A 20,538-nucleotide genomic window follows, 5' to 3' on the forward strand; every position below is an offset into this window, starting at 1 on the left:
GTTTATAAAGTAAGCTTTAAGAGAGGTGAATTATTATGAACTCTAAGGAACGAAGGGAAACTATAGTAGAAAATTTAAGGGATAATAAAGAGCCTATAAAAGGAGCAGAATTAGCTAAAAAGTTTTGTGTTACAAGACAGGTTATAGTTAAAGATATAGCTATTTTAAGAGCCGAAGGATGTAATATAATAGCAACTCCAGAAGGATATATGTTTGATAACAATATTGGAGAAAACACAAGAAAAGTTATAGCAGTATCACATACAAAGCAGTATATTGAAGATGAATTATATACAATTATTAAATATGGTGGAAAAGTAGAAGATGTTATTATAGAACATAGTCTGTATGGAGAGATAAGAGCTATGCTAAAGATTACTAATATAGCTGAATTAGAACATTTTATAGAAAACTTAAATAAAAATAAAGCTGAACCACTATCAAAATTAACTCAAGGGATTCATCTACATACTATAGAAGCAAAAGATAAGGAGACTATAGATAAGATAATTAAAACCTTACAAGATAAAGGTTACTTGATAAGTGATGATAATTAGAAAATAAATAAAAAGGTATTTGATAAATCACGACAATTAAGAGTAATATAATAAAAAATATAGTATATTTTTCAAAAATAGGTTTTAAATTTGGAAAATTGAGCATACATAATAATATAGATTATGTATGCTTTTTATTTTATAAAGAAGGAAAAAGAAGAAAAATGTCGAATTTTAATATTAATACTTAATTGGAGTGTGGTTTATGGAACATCTATCATTACTTAACACAGTTGATATAATGTTATTAAAAAAAGAGATAATAAAAGGTCTAAGTAATATTTTTTCCTTAGATATGCTTATATCATATCCAATAACAAAAGATAATAAAGAAATAAATTTTAATAAAATTAAAAAATTATTTAATAATGCTGAAAATTATATCGAAACTATTTTTAAAGACAGGAATTTATGTGATTATTTGGTTAAACTAATAAATACAGAAACTGAAAATAAAAATGTATCCATCATAACAATAGATAATATTCAGGATCAATATGTAAAGAACTTATTTAAAACTTATGATATATCTTCATGTGTCTTATATAAGATATATGATAATGGAAGTTTAAAAGAACTTCTTTTAGGTTTTATATTAGGCAAGAAAAGGTTTTCAAACAATATAGAAAACGTAAATAAATATAGGTTTTTATTTGAATCTGCCAATTATGTTTTTAAAAATAATTGCAGTGAAAAAGATGAAGGGTTTTATGATATACAGGGGCATTTATTAAGGGTAAGTCATGACTTAAATAATATACTTACGCCAGCATTAGGTGCTATAGAACTTATAAAGTCTAAAGAGGAATCAGATATAAGTGAAGAAATGAAACTTATAGAATTATGCATAAAGGATGCCGTAGATATTATAAACTTAGGAAAGGTATCTAATAAAAAAGAAGTACCTAATATGGAACTGTTAGAAATTGATAATATAATAACAGATTCATTTTTATTAACCAGGGATAAGTTTCATAAATATAATATTTTAGCTAAAATAGATTTAAGGGCTAACTCAAAGGTTTTAGGCTATAGTACAGAATTGAGAGAGGTATTTATAAATATTATAAATAATGCTATAGATGCTATGCCAAATGGTGGTACACTTAAACTAAGTTCTTATACGAAAGACGGATACATACTTATAGAAATAATAGATTCAGGTATTGGTATAAAAGATGAGCATAAGGTTAAAATATTTAATCCCTTCTTTACTACAAAGGGGAATAAAGGTACAGGTATTGGTCTTAGTATTTGTAAAGAAATCATAAATAAACATAAGGGCGACATTTGTATTAAGTCTACATATGGTGGGGGCAGTTGTTTTTGTATTAGTCTTCCCTTAGTAAAGGATACCTATAGAGCTGAAGAGGACACAAGGATATTAATTGTTGATGATGATTATAAGGTAAGGTTTATAATAAGTGCTTTAGTTAAGAAAGGATTTAGTGGCATTGTAGACCAATGTGGACCAAATGAAGTCTACGCCAAGCTAAAGGAGAAGAATTACAACATAGTAATTAGTGATCTTCTTATGCCTAAGGTAGATGGACTTACTTTAGGTAATCACATTAAGAATAATTATAAGAACATATATTTTTGTATAATGACAGGTTTTTTAGATGGAATAAAAGATGAGCCCAAAGAAGTCATAGATTATATGTTAAAAAAACCTATAGATTTAAAACAATTAGAAAACATGAAAAAGGGATATGAAAATTATATAAATTCAAATGTTAAAGAAGAGTAAAAATTTAGGCATTTATTTTTAAAAATGATATAATAATAGGGGATAAATAAGTTAAGCTAACCTATGGAGGTAAGTTATGGATTATGATGTACTTGTTTTAGGTGGGGGATTAATAGGGTGTGCTATAGCATATGAGCTTTCAAAATATAATTTAAATATAGCACTTATAGAAAAGGACTACGATATTGCAGATGATGTATCTTTAGTTAATACATCTATGGTCTTCGATGGCTTACAAAGCAATGATAGTTTAACTTCTAAGTTGGAGATTATGGGAAGTAACATGATGGAGGAAATTGCAAGTAAGTTTAATGTTCCATTTAAAAGGTACCCCTCTTTAACATTTTGTAAGGATGAAGAGCGTATTAAAAAGTTATATAATGATGCATTAAAAAGAGACGTTAAGGGGATTGAAATAGTAAATGAACATAGGATAAAAGAGTTAGAACCAAATGTTCCTATAAAATATACAAAGGCTATATACAGTAAGAATACAGGTATAATTTGCCCTTATGACTTAGCTTTAGGATATGGAGAAGTTGCTTTCGATAATAATGTAAACTTTAAATTAGAAGAGGAAGTAGTGGATATAAAAAAAGAACCTAAGGGATTTAAGGTCATAACCAACAAAAATAAGTTTACATGTAAAATTGTCATAAACACAACGCCTAATAGAGGGTTTAGTATTGATGGTGAAACTAAGGAAGAAGAAAAAGAGGAAAATTTAAATATAAAATATTTTACCATAAATAAAGAAGTAGATATTGATTATTCAAATTTAATTTTTAATATAAGTGGAAAAAATGAAGCTATAATATCTATTCCTACATTAACTGGTGAAACTATTGGGGCTGTAGTTACAGAAGAGAATATAGATAATTCTACAGTTTTTGATAAGGTAGGTTCACTTATGCCTAAGGTAGATTTGAATTTTATAACAACCTTTAATGAGGATAAGTACCATGCGAAACCCTTTGTCATAGATGATAGCTCTATAGATATAGGATATATAAAGGTCACAAGTAAGCATTATGCATTAGTTACAATGGCTCCAGCCATATCAAAAATTGTTTGTGAAACTGTGGTTAGTAATATAAATTGCATAAAGAGAAAAAATTTTATAGATAAGAGAAGAGAGTATTATAAATTTAGGAACTTAGATAAAGATGAAATAAATGAAATTATAAAATTAGATTCTAGGTATGGAAATATAATTTGTTCATGTGAAAAAGTAACAGAAGGTGAGATTATAGAAGCAATAAGAAGGCCACTAGGTGCTAGAACTTTAGAAGGAGTCAAAAGAAGAACAGGAGCTGCCTTTGGAAAGTGCCAAGGAGCCCAATGTTTAAATAAAATCCTTGCAATTCTTGCAAGAGAAACTAATAAGTCTTTAATAGATATAGTTAAGGACTCCAAAAATTCAAACATTCTTTTAAATAGAATAAAAGAATTTGAGAGTATGTAGAGGTGGTTTAATTTGAAGGATATAAGTTTAGAAAATATTATACCTAAGGATTATTTAAAAGATATAGAAGAAGATCCTATTGATTTATATAAAGAAAATGAAAAAAATTATGCCATGGACATATTTACAACAGTAATTAGAGCTAAGGGTTCTAAGGATTTTAATGTGGTATCTGTAAAAACCGATAAACCTATTCATAAGGATTTATGGATTGAAGTCTCAAAGGCTTTAAGTAGATTAAGGGTTGGTCCTCCACTTAAAATAGGGGATGTGGTTTGTAAAAATGTTTTAAATACTGGAGTAGATATAATATGCACTAGAAATTTAGAAAGAAAATAAATATATATTATAAAATTTAATATGAAATATATTATGAAAATATAGTATACATAGTATAAAACATGTATATAATATATTGACTTTAAAGTTTTAAAGTTGTATTATTATTCATAATGATAAAATAAGAAAATTTGACTTTATTAATATATAGGTATTCATAAATAATAATGATTTATGAATACATGGTAATTTATAAATAATGATTTATAAATGATATAAACCGTTGAAGAGGCTAGTAACTATAATTTAAGTTTAAGAGAGTCAGTGGTTGGTGCAAACTGATATTTAGATTTTAGTGAATCCACCTTGGAGGGACTGTGATGAGCAGTACGGTAGTAACCGTTAAAGTATTTAAGAGGATTAACTTAAGTTAGAAGTTTTATTAAGCATTATTTTAAGTTAATCAATTAGGGTGGCAACGCGGAGTCTTTCGTCCCTTTTTTAGGGGATAAAGGGCTCTTTTTTATTTTATAAAAGTTTAAATTGAGAAATGGAGGAAGAAACATGTTAGATTTAAAAAGAATAAGAAACAACACTGCAGAGATTAAAAAACTTATGGAAAATAGAGGAGAATCTTTCGATCTATCACAAATAGATGAAGTTTTAGAATTAGATGAAAAAAGAAGAGAGATTTTAATTAAAGTTGAAGAGATGAAAAACGAAAGAAATAAAAAATCTTCTGAAGTTCCAAAACTAAAAAAAGCAGGGGAAGACGGAACTGCCCTTTTAAACGAAATGAAAGATTTAGCTGATAGAATAAAAGAATTTGATGTAGAACTAAACAAGATAGATGAAAAAATAGAGTATTTATTATTAAGAATTCCAAACGTTCCAAGTCCAGAGGTTCCAGAAGGGGAAACTGATGAGGATAATGTTGAGATAAAAAGATGGGGAGAGCCTAGAAAATTTGATTTTGAACTAAAAGCTCACTGGGATTTAGGTACTGATCTTAATGCTTTAGACTTTGAGAGAGCAGGTAAGGTAACAGGTTCAAGATTTACTTTCTATAAAGGATTAGGAGCTAGACTTGAAAGAGCTATTATAAGCTATTTCCTAGATACTCATACAGAGAAAAACGGTTATACAGAAGTATTGCCACCTTACATGGTAAATAGACAAAGCATGACAGGAACAGGGCAATTACCTAAATTTGAAGAGGATTCTTTTAAAATTCAAGAAGATGATTATTTTTTAATTCCTACAGCTGAGGTTCCGGTTACTAATATGCATAGAGATGAAATATTAAAGGGGAGTGATCTTCCTTTAAAATATGCAGCATATAGTGCATGCTTTAGATCAGAAGCAGGTTCTGCAGGAAGAGATACAAGAGGACTTATAAGACAACATCAATTTAACAAAGTTGAGCTTGTAAAGTTCGTTAAACCAGAAGATTCTTATAAGGAGCTTGAAAAGTTAGTTAATGATGCTGAATCAGTTTTACAAGGTTTAGGTCTTCCATATAGAATAATTAAGATATGTAAAGGAGATTTAGGTTTTACTGCGGCATTTAAATATGATATTGAAGTTTGGATGCCAAGCTACAATAGATATGTAGAAATTTCAAGCTGTAGTAATTTTGAAGATTTCCAAGGAAGACGTGCAAATATAAGATATAAAGAGGATGCTAAATCAAAACCTCAATTTGTTCATACCCTAAATGGATCAGGAGTTGCAATTGGAAGAACAGTAGCTGCAGTTCTTGAAAACTATCAAAGAGAAGATGGAAAGGTAGAAATACCAGAAGCATTAAGACAATACATGGGTGGAAGAGAAGTAATAGAATAATTTTAATAAAACAAGGTTAAAACCAAGTATAGATGAGAGGTTATTTCTAGTGTATACTTGGTTTTTAAGTATTTTACTTTTTATTTGTATTTAGAATTATTGCGTTATAGACTTAAAATTTATAACATTTCTTTTATATATTAAATATTTATAGTTTTCATAAAAATTTTTGTAAAAGTGTTGACATATTATGCTCTCATTGATATAATAAATCATGTCGTAACAATATAACATGTGGAGAGATGGTCGAGCTGGCTTAAGGCACCGGTCTTGAAAACCGGCGTACGTGTGAGCGTACCGTGGGTTCAAATCCCACTCTCTCCGCCAATAAAAGTTAATATTAGTTAACTTCAGTTTGGAGAAATACTCAAGAGGCTGAAGAGGCGCCCCTGCTAAGGGCGTAGGTCGGGTAACCGGCGCGCGGGTTCAAATCCCGCTTTCTCCGCCATGGACATCTAAAGTTTAGATGTCTTTTTTATTTTCACAAAATACTGTAGTTAAAATAGAATATAATATTTTGTTTTAACAAGAAGTCATCCAACTTTATATGTGGTGTTATTTCACATATGAATTAAGTAATAAATTTAAAATATAAATATTAATATAAATATTAAATATTAAATATCAATGTAAATATCAATATAAATATAAATATCAAAAATTCAAAAGATAAAAAGATAAAAAAAATAAAAAGATAAAAAAAAATAAAAAGATAAAACCATAAGCATATAGCTTATGGTTTTATACTAGATAATTATTAACAATAATTAAATACAACATGTCCCAAAATTAATTACTTATTCTTTTAAATACCATTGGTGCTAATACTGTAACCCATATGCCTAGAGCAAAGTATCTTATAAAGTCTCCTATGTTTCCAACAGGTAATATCTTTTTTAATAAACTTTTTATAACTATAGCTACAGTTATGCCAATTAAGTATTTTATTATTTGAATCTTTATAGCTTGTTTTGGTTCAAAATTTATATACCTAGTTTCAATATAATATCCTAAAATAAAACTAGAAGTTATTCCTGCAGCCTTAAAATAATCTGGGGCTTTAAAAAAGAAAGTCCCTATAGCAATTGGGATTATAATTATAAATAATAAATGCTCTTTTCCATCTTCCACATAATCCATGATTTTATTAGCAGCAAACACCCATAGAAAGCCTAATATAAATCCACCTAGAACATCAGTTAAGGTATGAACCCCAAGATATAATCTAGATATCATAACAAGTAATACTAATATAGGACCTAAAATATATAACCAAGTCTTTTTAAAATACAACATAACAGAGGTAAAAAAAGTAGTGGAACCTTGAGTATGACCACTAGGAAAAGAATACCCTGTTGCAGTTTCAACCCTTAAGGAACGTATACCATCTTTATTAAAAGGTCTCTCAACCTTAAATATTTCCTTTACAACTCCATTTAAAATAATGCTAGATAAATAAGTAAAACTTAACCTATAACCCAATTTTTTATTAACACACCAGTAAATTAAAGTTATAGCCACAATTATAAAAGAATCTTCTCCAATCATGGTAATAGCTTGGAAAAACAAATCTAGAAAGGGATTTGAAAATAATTGTATAAATTTTATAGCCTCCATACTGCCTCCCTAATGCTTACGCAAATTTTATTTATAAAAAACTTATTTACGAACTATTATAACTCAAATTTAATATAAAAAATATATTGACATTTTTAATTTAGGTTGATATAATTTAACTTGTGTTTAAGAATAACATATATAAATGTGGAGAGATGGTCGAGCTGGCTTAAGGCACCGGTCTTGAAAACCGGCGTACGTGTGAGCGTACCGTGGGTTCAAATCCCACTCTCTCCGCCATTTTTATATTCTTTAAAAAGTATAATGAAAGATAGCTAAATTTTTAGCTATCTTTTTTTATACAATGATTAACTTATTTATTCTTATCTTTCTCAGAATTAATTAGGTAGTTTTCGAATTCTTCAATAAGCACTTCTAATTTCCTGAAAAATTTTATCCATTTTAGCTTAAAAGTTTACTTATGTTTTAAACTTATGTTTTAAATTTCTGTTAATATGTAAATAATAAAGATAAAGTATATTGAAATTTATAGGTATATAGTTTAATATATACCTAAAAGGTTAAATAAAATCATATATAGTGGGAAGGTTTACTATAATTATATAATCATAAAAAGAAGAGTGATATAATGTTAAAAGGAAATAGAGTAATTTTAAGATCTGTAGAAAAAAGAGATTTAAATATTTATTATGAAATTTGGTCAGATGAAGAAGTGCGAAAATATGATAGTGGATTTACTATAGTTCCAAGTCGAGAATATATATTAGAAAATTTCACTAAAGTTATGAACTCTCCAAGAAAACATTTAAGTATAGTAAATGAAAAGGGTGTTCTAATTGGATACATAAGTTACGAAATGATAAAAGAGTGTAAAAATGTATTTGACATAGGTATTAGTATAGGAAAAGATTTTAGAAGTAGAGGATATGGAAAAGATTCAATAAAAACCTTAATTAAATTTTTATTTTTAAGTTGCGCAGCGGAAAGAGTGGAGCTTAAAGTAGCTTTTGATAATTCAAGAGGTATAAAGTGCTATGAAGCCTGTGGATTTATAGAAGAAGGTAAACTAAGGAATAGATTTTTCTCGGAAGGTATATATAAGGATTTAATTATAATGGGAATTACTAAGGAAGATTTTCATAAGTTTTATAATTTATAAGGTTACACATATTGATTTTTAGCATAAAATATGATATTATAATAAGTGCAATTTGCGTCGGTAGCTCAGTTGGATAGAGTAGCTGGCTACGAACCAGTTGGTCGGGAGTTCGAATCTTCTCCGACGCACCATAAAAACCCTAGAAGTTGTAAAACTTCTAGGGTTTTTGCTATTTTTTAAATTGCTAATAAAAGAGTGAATGTTAATATTCAAGTATAAATATCTTTCCTAATAACATAATAAATAGTGAAACCATAATAATGTTTTTAATTATTAAAAATTATGTAATTATTAGGAGGAATAGTAATGAAAAAAGTATTATCATTAATTTTAACAGGAGTTATAGCATTTGGCTTCGTTGGATGTAAGACTACGGAAAATGCTACTAATAAAATAGAAAAAACAAGTGAAAATGTAGGTGAACAAGCTAAAAAGCAAACTGAAAACGTAGGAGAGCAGGTTAAAAAAGGAACTGAAAACGTAGGTGAAAATGTAAAAAAGGGCACAGAAAATGCAACAGATCAGGTAAAAAAGCAAACTGAGAATGTGGGAGAAAATGTAGAAAAAACAACTGAAAACATAGGAAAGGCTCTAGGAATTGATTCTTTAATAGAAGAATTTAAGAAGGTTGGATTTAATCTTGGAAATAAAGAGACTATAACTCCTAGTAAATTAGGTGAAAAAAAGGCATATAGAATGAAGGTAGATAATCAAGTAGTTGAAGCTTATGAATATGATATGAAGAATTTATCAACTGAAGGAAAGAGGGTTGTAGAAGAAGCTAAAAGTGGAGCTGTAACTATAGATGGAAAGCGTACTCCTGTATTATTTAAGAATGGGGTAATGCTAGTAGGTGTTGATAAACACGAGAAAAAAGATAAGATATCTGAAATATTTAATACTTATACTAATAGATAAGAGTGCATAAAAATAGTAGTTATTAAATTATTATAAGTAAAAATCTTAGACTGTTATTTGAAGTTTGCAGGAATTAATAATTTGTTATTAATCTATTATAAATAAAACCATGCATAAAGAAAGATTTTATTCTTTTTTATTTATGCATGGTTTTTATATTGAGGTTTATTATTAATTATAAGAAAAATTTCTATAAGTTAATGGTTATATTTTCTAAATAGAGGTATAATTAAAATATATGCATTTTTTATTTATCCGATGAATACTTTCTCTAATACTACTATGGCACTCTGTAAAAGTGATTACTACCAAATCCAAGATTTAGACTCTGTGATTTTCTTTAAAGTTGGATAAAAGAACAGCTAAGCCATTGGATAAGGATTTCTAAGCTGGGTTTTATATATGTTAATGCAATATTTTTAAATAAAATAGATAATTTATATTAATTTAAGTATAAATGCAATTTAAAATTTATTTATGGAGGAAGAAAAGTGAATAATATTAACTTAGTAGATGATGTAATAGATAACATAGAAAAAGTATTAATAGGAAGAAAAAAGGAAGTTACTAATATTGTAAAAGGAATTTTAGCAGGTGGACATATATTAATTGAAGATGTTCCTGGGGTTGGTAAAACCACTTTAATAAAGGCTTTAGCTAAGACCTTAGATCTTTCTTACAATAGAATTCAGTTTACTCCAGACTTGTTACCAACAGATATAACAGGGGTTTCTATTTTTAATCAGAAGACTTTTAATTTTGAATTTAAAGGTGGCCCAATATTTACCAATATATTGCTTGCAGATGAAATAAATAGATCATCACCTAAAACTCAAGCAGCCCTGCTTCAAGCTATGGAGGAAAAGCAAGTTTCAGAGGGAAACACTACATATAAGCTAGATGAACCATTTATTGTGCTTGCAACTCAAAATCCAATTGAATATGAAGGAACCTTTCCCCTTCCAGAGGCACAATTAGATAGATTTATGATAAAGACCAGTATAGGATATCCAAGCTTAGAGGATGAGATTAAGGTTTTAAAAACATACAAGTTAGATAATCCTATGGAAGATATTATAGCTTTATTTAATAGCGAGGACATACTATCTGCTCAAAAGAAAGTTAAGGAAGTAAAAATACATGATGAATTACTAAGCTATATAGCTAAAATAATAAATGAAACTAGGAAAGATAAATATATAAGCTTAGGGGGAAGTGTTAGGGCTTCTATGGCTTTAATGAGGATTTCTCAAGCTACGGCTTTAATTAATAGACGCAATTTTGTAATTCCTGAAGATATAAAAGAAAATATAAACCTAGTTTTATCCCATAGAATAGTTTTATCATCCATAGCTATTAAGGAAAGGCTTACTAAAGAGCAAGTTTTAAACTATATAATTAAAAATGTCCCTGTGCCAAGGGTGATATAACATGGTTAAGGTTAATATAAAATATATATTTTTATTATTAATATCTTATATATTTTTCTTTTTAATAGGCGGAGAACTTTTTAATAGTATTTTTTATATAAGTTTAATTTTACTTATTATAGCCATAATTTATATGATTTTAGGGAAGTTATTTTTAAATATTAAGGTAGATTGTAAAGAACAAGATTATTATGTAGGAGATACCCTTATAATGAATATAAGGGTTAAGAATAAGACATTTCTTCCATTTCCCTATGTTTATATTAATTCTGAAAGTTTTAGTAGAGTTATCTATATACAATGGTACAAGAAGTTAGTATTTAAAAATAAAATTGAACTTAATAAGAGAGGGCTTTATGAGATAGAAAATTTAAAAGTTGAAATTAAAGATATATTTAACATTTTTAATACTAATAAAACAATTGTTAATGAGAAAAAAATAAAGGTATATCCAAGAGTTTGTAATATAGAAGAGTTTTTATCTAAGATTAAGGCTTTAGATAAGAAAAAATTTTCTTTTTTATTAAACTTAGATGAAAATAATCTTGTGAGGGATATTAGAAAGTATGAAATAGGGGATAGTCTTAAAAAAGTACACTGGAAGTTAAGTGCAAAGTATGGAGAACTTTTAGTTAAAAACTTTGAAAAAAAACATGGAAATGATATAAATATTCTATTATATTTAAGTGATTTAAGTAAGGATAAGTATAGAGATATAGATGAAGAGGTTGTAAGTTTCTTTGTGTCTTTAGTAAATTATATAATGTACAAAGGCTTTAATATAAGAATATTTATAAGTTCAAGAGATAACAAGGTTATAAATATAAGAAACCATGAAGATTTTAGAGAACTCCTAGAATACTTTTTAGGAGATGAATACTATTTTAAACAGAATTTTAATGAGTTCATACAAGAAAACTTTAATAGGTTAAGTAAGGCAATAGTTTTTTGTATAGGTGAAGAGGATTCTGTTGACTATTCAATTGAAAATTTAAAAGGAAGTGGAAAAAATATAGATATTATTAATTATAAAGAATTATTACAAGGTGAAAATTATGAAGAAATATAGGTTGGCCAACTATTATAAGGAGTACAACAATAATAAGGGTAATAACAATGATAAACATGATAACAATAATAAGGATAATAACAACGATAACAATAATAATAAGTATAATAACAATGATAACAATAAGAAGAAGTATAGCAATATATATGGGCACTCAAATAATAAAGTTAAAAATATAAATACTGCTATATTTTTGTTTCAATGTATAATTATTTTTATAAGTTCCATGTATCTTTTTGAAATATCGGAGATTGGGCTCTTAATAAGAGGAGTTGAATATTTACTTTTAGTTAAGTTATTTTTTGCAGGACTTTTATTGTATATATTATTTTTTAAGTTAATGAAGAAAAATATATATAGACTTACTACAGTACTAGTGTTTTCTATAATCTTATATTTATTTGCTACATTTAAAAATGAATTATTTATGAGTTTTATTAGCAGATTATATGAAAACTTCAATATACTAAGTGTTCAAATATATAATTTAGAAAAAACTTATTTTCAAAATTTTAAACCCTTACTTATGGTAGTTCTTCCACTTGTATATATTTTAATATTCTATATAACAGAAAGATTTTGGAGTAACTTTATAGTTATTATAAACCTTATTGTATTAACTATGCTATGGTTTATAAATATGGAGCTTTCATTAAAATATATGGATGTTTTTTTTAAGCTTAGTATTTTTATGATTATATTTAATATATATTTTAAAAATATAAAGAATATAGTTAGTAAGGGGATAAAATATGAAGTTAACTATACAAGCATAGTCTGTTTTATAGTAATTTTAAGTATTGTAGTTAATGGAATAACCTATTATCTACCTAGGGAAAGGGAAGGAAAGATAAAAAAAGAGCAGTATGTAAATTTAATAGATAAATTTATAAATAATGAGAGTGATCAAAACGAAGATGAGTTTAATCTATCACAAGTTGGATATTCTGATAATTATAAAAAGCTTGGAGGCTCCATTGAAATAAACAAAAAGGATTTAATGAAAGTTAAGACTGACAAGCCTAGATACTTAAAAGGTACGGTTAAAAGTATGTATGATGGAAAGGCATGGAAGTCTATTGAGAATGAATATATGCCTTATAAGAAATTAGTATACCTAGATATATATAAGATATCTAAGGAATTAGAAAATATAGATCCAGTTCAGTATTATTTAGAAGAAAAAAATTTAGAAGTAGAATTAAAGGATGATTTTCAAAGTTATAGCTTTTTTTCACCTAATTTAGCAAAGGATTTAAGAACTATAGATAGTGGAGACATATACTACGATAAAGAACAAAATTTAAAACTTTCAAAGAAAATTAAAAATAAGTATAATGTTAGTTTTTTCAATATAAAAGATATAAATGGAATAGAATTTGGAGAAGAGTTATTAAAAAAAGATACTGGATATATATCATATATGCAATATCCCATAGATAAAAGAACTAAGCCTGAAAAAGGGAAATGGATAGATACCTATTATTATGGTGGCTTTGATGAGATTATAAAGACAAATTTCTCAAATTACATGAGTTTACCTGATAATATATCTAAAGAAACCCACGAACTTGTTGAGAAGATCACTAAAGATGCCACTACACCCTTAGAAAAGGTAAATAACATAAAAGATTATTTAGAAAAAAACTATAAATATTCTTTAAATGTTTCAAGTGTGCCAGAAAATGAAGAGTTCTTAAATTACTTCTTATTTAAAGAGAAAAAAGGATATTGCACATACTTTGCTACAGCTATGACTGTTATGAGTAGAATAGCTGGTGTGCCTGCAAGATATGTAGAAGGATTTAAGATGGGAAATAGAAAAGATAAGGATGGAAGATATTTAGTTGGTTCTGAAGATGCCCATGCTTGGTGTGAGGTTTTAGTTTATCCTGAAAAAAATTTATGGACCGTAGCGGACCCTAAAGTTTCGAGGGAAGGGATAAATAATATAAATAATAATGAACAAGCTAGAATTGAAGCTAATAATAGAGTTTTAGAAGAGAAAAAAAAGCAAAAACAAAAAGAAAAAATTGAAGAAGATAAGAAAAAACAAAATCAGAAAGAAAACATAACTAAAAAAGAAGAGAAGAGTAAGGCAAGCAAAGGTTTTAAAGTGAAAAATGAAGCAGTATTAGCTACTATAATTACTTTAGCATGTATAATTTTATTGTTTATTATTATATTGTATATGAAAAAAGTTATTATCTTAAGGAGTAAATCTATAGTTCCTTTATATAAACACTGTATGTTCGTTCTAAAGTTAATGGGAATTAAAAATAATAGCAATATGTCAGATATGGAATTTATGAATTCTATAGAAGATAAAAATTTAGGAGAAAAATTAAATATCATAGTAAAAGAAGCTTACAATGAAAAGTATGGAGGATATAATTTAAATATTGATAAAAAACACTTATATAACTTTATAAATAAGTATATGAAAAATTATATTATAGGTAAAGCTAAGTTTTGGAATTAAACATAGTTATATCAACATATTTTATTATCATATATAGAGTTTGATATAAGTTTAGTATGGAGTTAATATAGGTTTAATATGGATTTAATATAAGTTTAATATGAATTTAATATATAAGGATAAAATACTTTGTGAATATTTTGCAAAGTATTTTATCCTTTATAGTACAGAAAATTTAGATTTAATCGATAATATATAAAATATAGTTTTTTATTTTCAAAGAAACCAAACATAGGTTTATAGGGAAAATATATATTCACTAGGGGGATTTATATGAATATAAGTGATTATTTAGAGACACTAAGGAGTAAAATAAAAAAATATAGGTTTAAATACACCAAAGAGAATTTTAGAATATCCTTGTCTAAGGAATATTTAGAATATATCAGAAAAATAAAACTTATAAATGCTTATAAAAATCATGAGCAAAAGAATAAATTATTTTTAGGTGAAAATAAATCATATGAAGAAACGGAACAATATAAAGAAGGGATATTGTATAAAGAAAATAATCCAGAAAACATAGATAAAGAAGATAATCTAGAAAATGTAGATGAAGAAAATAATAAGGAAAAATATATATTCGCAGATAAAGAAAATCCTAAGAAAGAATCTGAAGGTAACATAAGTAAAGTTGATAAGAGAATTCAGAAGGAATCTAAGGAGAAAAATCAAAATGAAAAATCTAAGAGTAATAAGGTAAGAAAAAGCAAAATAAAGAATATAAATTTGAAAAATATAAGTTTCAAGAACATAAATTTAAAAATCATAAAAGAGAAAATTAATGATATTATAAAAGGAAAAAATGGAGAGTTTAAAATAACTGCATTAAAAAAGAAAAAAATAGGTATAGGTAAAAAAGTTACTTTTTTAATTGCTGTACTCCTGTTTGTATCAACCACAATAAATGCTCTAATGACTTATTTTAGAACTTCAAAGACAATAAATAGTCAAATAGAAGATAGCATGTATTCTATAAGTGAACGGTCCTTAGAGACTATAAAAGTAATGGTAGAAAAAGCACAAGTGGAAGTGGAATCCTTTTCTAAGGTGGAGAGTAATGTAGATTTATTGAGAATGATAAAAAATGAGAAAACGGAAGATAAAAATTATAAACCTCTTTTAGACAAGGTTAATAATGAGTTAGAGGATTTAGTTAAGGATTATCCTTATATGGAAGAAGTATTTATAGTAGAACCACAGGGAAAAGTTGTAGCTAGTAGCAATAAATCAATGATAAATGGAAGTGTAAAAAATGAAAGTTATCATAGTATAAGTGCTGGTGGAGCTAGGAATATAACTGAAACAATGAAATCAAAACAAACCGGAGATAAAGTTTTAGTAATTACAAATCCAGTTAAAGATAAGAAAGATTATAACATGGATATAGGTTATTTAGGGGTTGTAGTAAAGGCTAGTGAATTTTCTGAATATGTAAAATCTATTAAGTTATCTGGTATGAAATCTAGTGAGGCAATTTTAATAGATAATACAGGAAGTATAATATATTCAAAGGATGATAAGAAGATTGGAACTCCTCTAAAGTTAAAAGAAGTAGATGACATAATGAAGAGACTTAAAAAAGGAGAAAGTGTAAGTAGGGGAAAAATTAATGTGAGTTATAATGGAGTAAATAAAGTACTTTGTTATGAGATTGTTCCTAATGTAAGTTGGTTGCTACTTATTTTAACTGATCAGACAGAGGTTCAAAAACCTGTAAATCAAATAATATTTGCTATATTAGCAGTATCATTTATTATAATGGGTATAGCAATAGTTCTAGGGGTAATAGTATCAAGGGATATAATAAAACCAATAGAAAAGGTTAAAGGACTTGTAAATAAGACAGCTGAGTTAGATCTAAGTGAAGATGATAACAACATAGAAAAGCTTGCCCTTCTAGGAGATGAAGTTGGTGATATTGCAAGGGCAATGATTATAATGAGGAATGTTTTAAAAGAGGTAGTGCAGAAACTAAGTTCAGCTTCTAATGATATAAATGAAAATGCTTTATTAGTTGAAGAACTTATTAAGGATGTAAAAGAAGATACAGAAATAGCATCTATTGAAACTCAAGGGTTATCTGCATCTATTGAGGAAACTGCGGCAACTTCAGAAGAGATGAGTGCATCCTCTGGTGAAATGGGCAATTCAGTTGGTAAAATGGCTGAAAGGGCTGTAGATGGTAGTAAAATGTCACAGGACATATCTGTTAGAGCAGATAGTTTGAAGGAAGAAACTATTAAAGCTAGTATGCAATCAAAAGAAATTTATAATAAAGTTAAAACTGAAGTGGAGAGAGCAATGGAAGGGGCTAAGGCTGTAAATCAAATTCATAAATTAGCAGATTCCATACTTTCAATTACAAAGCAAACTAATATGTTGGCCTTAAATGCTGCAATTGAAGCTGCAAGGGCAGGGGAAGCTGGAAGAGGGTTCTCGGTGGTTGCAGACGAGGTTAGAAAGCTGGCTGAGGAATCAGGAAAAACTGCATCAAATATTCAAAATGTGGTAAAGAAGGTTAGTGAATCTGTAAAGGATCTTACTTCAAGTGCAGGTAGTATGCTAGACTATATGGAGAATAATATAAGTAAGGATTATGAGGGATTTATTAAAATAGCAGAACAATATAATTTTGATTCTGAAGAATTCTTAAGTTTTATGGAGAATTTTAGTGCTACAGCAGAGGAATTAAATACAACAATTAGCTCTATAACTGTTGCTATAAATGATGTTACTGCTACAATAAATGATGGTGCATCAGGGGTTTCAGAAATTGCAAATAAGACATTAAATATAACAGATAAAATAAATGTTATAAATGAAAAAACGGAAAATAATAAGGAAAGTGTAAATAATCTAAATAGTATAGTAGAAAAGTTTAAGTTATAGGTTAAGTAATATTTTAAATAGAGAATTTTAAATTATAGCTTGGCATAAATAACGTACTAATAATACAGTGAGATTATAAAAACCATGTATAAATAGAAAATGTAAAGTGTACCCTATAGAGTAGACAATAAAAAAAGTCTCCCCTATAGGGTTTTTTTCATGTTTTCTAATATGCATGGTTTTATTTTTCTAAACTTTAGTGGAAATAAAAACCTTAACTAAAGTTTAGAATTTTGGTTATGAGTAACACCAATAGTTTCACCCATTGAAATTAAAGTCTCTATATTATTTTTGCTATGATCTAATATATCTTTATGTATTTTTATAGTATCTTTTTTAAATATTAAAATTACTGTGGACCCCCCAAATTTAAAATATCCCTTTTCATCCCCACGATTAACTTTAGAATTATTATCATAAGTTTGAATTATTGAACCTACACAAGTAGCCCCTACTTCCATATAAATAACCTTATTGAAGTTTTCTGATTTTAGTATAGACCATTCTCTTTTATTTTGAACAAAAACTTTTTTTACTCTCTCCAAAGAGATTGGATTTACTGAATAATAACTTCCTTTAATTTTCTTAGGAGAAGTACAAAATCCATTATCTATAAAGTGAAATCTATGATAATCTGTAGGACAGAGTCTAAATACTAAGGCTGTACCACCCTCATATTCTGAAGCTATTAGCTTATCTTGAAGTAACTCATCTAGAGTATAGTTAAATCCTTTAATTTCAAGCTCTTTTTTAGAATATAGATTTTCATAAACTAAAAGTCTCCCATCGCAAGGCGAGATTAAATCTTCTGAATTAGAACTAAAGCTTATATGTTCATGCTTTAATTCTCTTATAAAAAAGTCGTTAAAAGAATTAAAGTCTGAAACCTCTTTTTCATATTTATTCATATCTATACCAAGGTCTTCTATAAAAGATTTAATCTTTTTAGTGCTTAGTTTTGAGTCGCAATAGAAACCATATACTTTAGAAAACCCCTTCTTTTTAACTAAAAGTTCTAACAAGCCTTTTCCTACAGGGGAAGAATAAAGCCAGTTTAAATATTTTTCCCCAGCTACTTTTTCTATTTCATATTTTTTTTCTTTTCTATTGTAATATTTTATCAATTGTTGATTGCACCATCCTTTATGTGATTAGATTTAGCACTCTCTTTACTCATGACTATATGTTACACCTAATTTTCGTAAAAGTAAGAGAAAAGAGGGTAGTACCTAAGTAAGGATTTTTAAGCTTTAGGAGAGTAAGGATTTTATTTAAAGCTTAGAAATCTGTTTATTTATAATTAAAGTTTTCCAGAACGTATAACTGTTTATTTATGATTAAAGCTTACCAGACCGTATAATGGAGATTAAAAGCCAAAAGGCCATAAAAGCTGTAACTAAGTATCCCACAATTCCTAGTATGGATATATTAAAAATTTTAGGTCCTATATTGTATATTAAAATAATAGAAGAACTTAATACTAAGGCTGATATTATAATAGCAAACACTAGCCTATTAATCATTTTATTTAGTTCATTAAGGGTATTATCAAGTCCATTAAATTTAAGTTGAAGCTTAGCTCTGCCTTTTAATACACCATCTGAAAGTTCTACAAGTTTTGTAGGGAGCTTGGAGCTATCTTTAAAAAAATTAGAGTATCTAATAAGAAGGTTTTCTAGACTAAATTTATCAAATAAAAAACTTTTATGTTTGCTTTTAACGTAAGGTTCTGCTATGGATAATATGTTTATATCAGGAGATAACTTAACTGCAACACCTTCTACTATAACAAGGCTTCTAATTAACATGGTTAAGTCTTTTGGTAATTTTATATTATTATCCTTAGCACATTGAAAAACCTCTTGTAACATCTGAGACATTTTTATATTTTTTAAAGAGGTTGACATATAACAAGACAGCAGATAATCAATATCTTCATATAGATTATTTCTATCAACATAACCTGTTTTTATACCTATACTCATAAGTACAGAGATAATTTTATTTATATCTTCGTATACTACAGATATTATAAGTTCATTTAAGGCATCTTGTAAGCTTTTAGATAAGGAGCCCATAAGTCCAAAGTCTATAAAGCATATTTTCCCCTTATTAATAAGTATATTTCCAGGGTGAGGATCTCCATGAAAAAAGTTATCCTCAAATATTTGTTTAAAAAAGGAGAGTACAAGATTTTTACCTAAGTCCTCCTTATTATAATTAAACTCATTTAGTTTAGCTGCGTTTTTTATGGAAAAGCCATGAATCATTTCCATGGTAATAATTTTATGAGAACAAAATTCCTCTACAACATAAGGCACATATATATTAGAGGCATTTAAGTTATTTTTTTTAAACTTTTTAAGGTTCTTAACTTCATTAGTAAAGTCTAACTCTAACTTGGTACTATCCTTTAGTTCATCTACAGCTTCTTGGGGATCAATTATGAAACCAGAAAGTTTTCCTTTAGCAAGAAAGAGTATTTTAGATAAAATTTCAAGATCTATTTCCATTTGATTTTCAATATCTGGTCTTTGAATTTTTACAATAACTTCTTTTCCATCTTTTAATTTGGCTCTATGTACTTGGGCTATAGAAGCAGAAGCTAAAGGATTTTCATCAAAAAAGTCGAAACTATCGCTAAGTTTTGCATTAAATTCTTCTTCAAAAACCTTATTTATGTTAAAAAAACTCTCAGGAGATACATTGTTTTGAAGCTTTGAAAGTTCATCAGTAAAGTTTTCAGGAAGAATGTCTGGTCTAGTGCTAAGTATTTGACCTATTTTTATAAAAGTAGGACCCAGTTCCTCAAAGGCTTTTCTTAAATTTTCTGGAGTATCCTTATTATCTCCTTTTATGGTGTTATCTAATAGAAATCCAAAGCCGTAGGAGGCTAAAACCTTCATTATTTCACGAAATCTTTGAACAGAACTTTTCATATATATTTCCTTTCTTCCTTTTGGAGAAGTTTATTTTAAATATTTATTCAATATAAAATTATGCCCTATATATGGATATTTTAACCTATGACATATAGTATATGCAAATAAATTAATCTACTGTTGACAGTTATTCAAATTTGTACTATTATAAAAATGTTAATGTTACAAGTTT

14 protein-coding genes, 4 tRNA genes and 1 other annotated feature are annotated in these 20,538 nt (G+C 27.3%); of the genes, 15 read left to right on the forward strand and 3 right to left on the reverse strand.

What is annotated here, in order from left to right:
- The first annotated feature begins 35 nt into the window (after positions 1-35).
- The 7 genes from FNZ64_RS04990 (at position 36) to FNZ64_RS05020 (ending at position 6,344) form a co-directional block, all read left to right on the forward strand.
- Positions 36-557 carry a transcription repressor NadR gene (locus FNZ64_RS04990; RefSeq protein WP_142413723.1) on the forward strand — a complete coding sequence of 174 codons (522 nt, stop codon included), beginning with the start codon at positions 36-38 and terminating at the stop codon, positions 555-557.
- 205 nt (positions 558-762) lie between these two features.
- Positions 763-2,307 (forward strand): hybrid sensor histidine kinase/response regulator, encoded by a 1,545-nt coding sequence (locus tag FNZ64_RS04995; protein ID WP_142413724.1) that lies wholly within the window; start codon positions 763-765, stop codon positions 2,305-2,307.
- A gap of 76 nt (positions 2,308-2,383) precedes the next feature.
- Positions 2,384-3,772 (forward strand): NAD(P)/FAD-dependent oxidoreductase, encoded by a 1,389-nt coding sequence (locus FNZ64_RS05000; protein WP_142413725.1) that lies wholly within the window; start codon positions 2,384-2,386, stop codon positions 3,770-3,772.
- 12 nt (positions 3,773-3,784) lie between these two features.
- Complete coding sequence (locus tag FNZ64_RS05005; RefSeq protein ID WP_142413726.1) at positions 3,785-4,111, forward strand: DUF1667 domain-containing protein; 327 nt, start codon at positions 3,785-3,787, stop codon at positions 4,109-4,111.
- A 214-nt stretch (positions 4,112-4,325) separates the two neighbouring features.
- Positions 4,326-4,552, forward strand: a binding site (T-box leader).
- A 63-nt stretch (positions 4,553-4,615) separates the two neighbouring features.
- Positions 4,616-5,896, forward strand: coding sequence for a serine--tRNA ligase (serS, locus tag FNZ64_RS05010; protein ID WP_142413727.1), 1,281 nt, complete (start codon positions 4,616-4,618; stop codon positions 5,894-5,896).
- A 236-nt stretch (positions 5,897-6,132) separates the two neighbouring features.
- Positions 6,133-6,223: transfer RNA gene (locus FNZ64_RS05015), tRNA-Ser, on the forward strand.
- A 30-nt stretch (positions 6,224-6,253) separates the two neighbouring features.
- A tRNA-Ser gene (locus tag FNZ64_RS05020) sits at positions 6,254-6,344 on the forward strand.
- A 341-nt stretch (positions 6,345-6,685) separates the two neighbouring features.
- On the opposite strand, the gene FNZ64_RS05025 is transcribed toward FNZ64_RS05020, so the two are convergent.
- Entirely contained in the window at positions 6,686-7,513 is an 828-nt protein-coding gene (locus FNZ64_RS05025) for a phosphatase PAP2 family protein (protein ID WP_142413728.1), read from the reverse strand.
- A 149-nt stretch (positions 7,514-7,662) separates the two neighbouring features.
- Here FNZ64_RS05025 and FNZ64_RS05030 point away from each other — a divergent pair.
- From FNZ64_RS05030 to FNZ64_RS05065, 8 genes are all read left to right on the forward strand, one after another.
- Positions 7,663-7,753: transfer RNA gene (locus FNZ64_RS05030), tRNA-Ser, on the forward strand.
- 349 nt (positions 7,754-8,102) lie between these two features.
- Positions 8,103-8,633 carry a GNAT family N-acetyltransferase gene (locus tag FNZ64_RS05035; RefSeq protein WP_142413729.1) on the forward strand — a complete coding sequence of 177 codons (531 nt, stop codon included), beginning with the start codon at positions 8,103-8,105 and terminating at the stop codon, positions 8,631-8,633.
- 54 nt (positions 8,634-8,687) lie between these two features.
- A tRNA-Arg gene (locus FNZ64_RS05040) sits at positions 8,688-8,764 on the forward strand.
- Between the two features lie 175 nt (positions 8,765-8,939).
- Positions 8,940-9,551 (forward strand): hypothetical protein, encoded by a 612-nt coding sequence (locus FNZ64_RS05045; RefSeq protein WP_142413730.1) that lies wholly within the window; start codon positions 8,940-8,942, stop codon positions 9,549-9,551.
- 491 nt (positions 9,552-10,042) lie between these two features.
- Positions 10,043-10,981, forward strand: coding sequence for an AAA family ATPase (locus tag FNZ64_RS05050; protein WP_142413731.1), 939 nt, complete (start codon positions 10,043-10,045; stop codon positions 10,979-10,981).
- Between the two features lies 1 nt (position 10,982).
- Entirely contained in the window at positions 10,983-12,050 is a 1,068-nt protein-coding gene (locus FNZ64_RS05055; RefSeq protein ID WP_142413732.1) for a DUF58 domain-containing protein, read from the forward strand.
- Positions 12,037-14,532: a transglutaminase-like domain-containing protein gene (locus FNZ64_RS05060; protein ID WP_142413733.1), complete on the forward strand. Its 2,496-nt coding sequence runs from the start codon at positions 12,037-12,039 to the stop codon at positions 14,530-14,532. Before FNZ64_RS05055 ends, FNZ64_RS05060 begins: the two co-directional genes overlap by 14 nt.
- Positions 14,533-14,805: 273 nt before the next feature.
- Entirely contained in the window at positions 14,806-17,424 is a 2,619-nt protein-coding gene (locus FNZ64_RS05065) for a methyl-accepting chemotaxis protein (protein ID WP_142413734.1), read from the forward strand.
- 218 nt (positions 17,425-17,642) lie between these two features.
- Here the strand turns inward: FNZ64_RS05065 and FNZ64_RS05070 are convergent, their stop codons facing one another.
- Both FNZ64_RS05070 and FNZ64_RS05075 read right to left on the reverse strand, forming a co-directional pair.
- On the reverse strand, positions 17,643-18,548 hold the full coding sequence (locus tag FNZ64_RS05070) for a phosphatidylserine decarboxylase (RefSeq protein ID WP_142413735.1): 906 nt from the start codon (positions 18,546-18,548) through the stop codon (positions 17,643-17,645).
- A 213-nt stretch (positions 18,549-18,761) separates the two neighbouring features.
- The gene (locus FNZ64_RS05075) at positions 18,762-20,369 is read right to left on the reverse strand and encodes an ABC1 kinase family protein (protein ID WP_185903685.1); all 1,608 of its coding nucleotides are present in this window, start codon (positions 20,367-20,369) and stop codon (positions 18,762-18,764) included.
- Positions 20,370-20,538: the final 169 nt, after the last annotated feature.

Source organism: Hathewaya massiliensis, from assembly GCF_902143515.1.
Taxonomy (GTDB): Bacteria; Bacillota; Clostridia; order Clostridiales; family Clostridiaceae; genus Hathewaya; species Hathewaya massiliensis.

Bases quoted from the DNA above. Each gene is read 5' to 3' on its own strand.
- FNZ64_RS04990 (WP_142413723.1), top strand. From the start codon at position 36: ATGAACTCTAAGGAACGAAGGGAAACTATAGTAGAAAATTTAAGGGAT.
- FNZ64_RS04995 (WP_142413724.1), top strand. From the start codon at position 763: ATGGAACATCTATCATTACTTAACACAGTTGATATAATGTTATTAAAA.
- FNZ64_RS05000 (WP_142413725.1), top strand. From the start codon at position 2,384: ATGGATTATGATGTACTTGTTTTAGGTGGGGGATTAATAGGGTGTGCT.
- serS (WP_142413727.1), top strand. From the start codon at position 4,616: ATGTTAGATTTAAAAAGAATAAGAAACAACACTGCAGAGATTAAAAAA.
- FNZ64_RS05025 (WP_142413728.1), bottom strand. From the start codon at position 7,513: ATGGAGGCTATAAAATTTATACAATTATTTTCAAATCCCTTTCTAGAT.
- FNZ64_RS05035 (WP_142413729.1), top strand. From the start codon at position 8,103: ATGTTAAAAGGAAATAGAGTAATTTTAAGATCTGTAGAAAAAAGAGAT.
- FNZ64_RS05045 (WP_142413730.1), top strand. From the start codon at position 8,940: ATGAAAAAAGTATTATCATTAATTTTAACAGGAGTTATAGCATTTGGC.
- FNZ64_RS05055 (WP_142413732.1), top strand. From the start codon at position 10,983: ATGGTTAAGGTTAATATAAAATATATATTTTTATTATTAATATCTTAT.
- FNZ64_RS05060 (WP_142413733.1), top strand. From the start codon at position 12,037: ATGAAGAAATATAGGTTGGCCAACTATTATAAGGAGTACAACAATAAT.
- FNZ64_RS05065 (WP_142413734.1), top strand. From the start codon at position 14,806: ATGAATATAAGTGATTATTTAGAGACACTAAGGAGTAAAATAAAAAAA.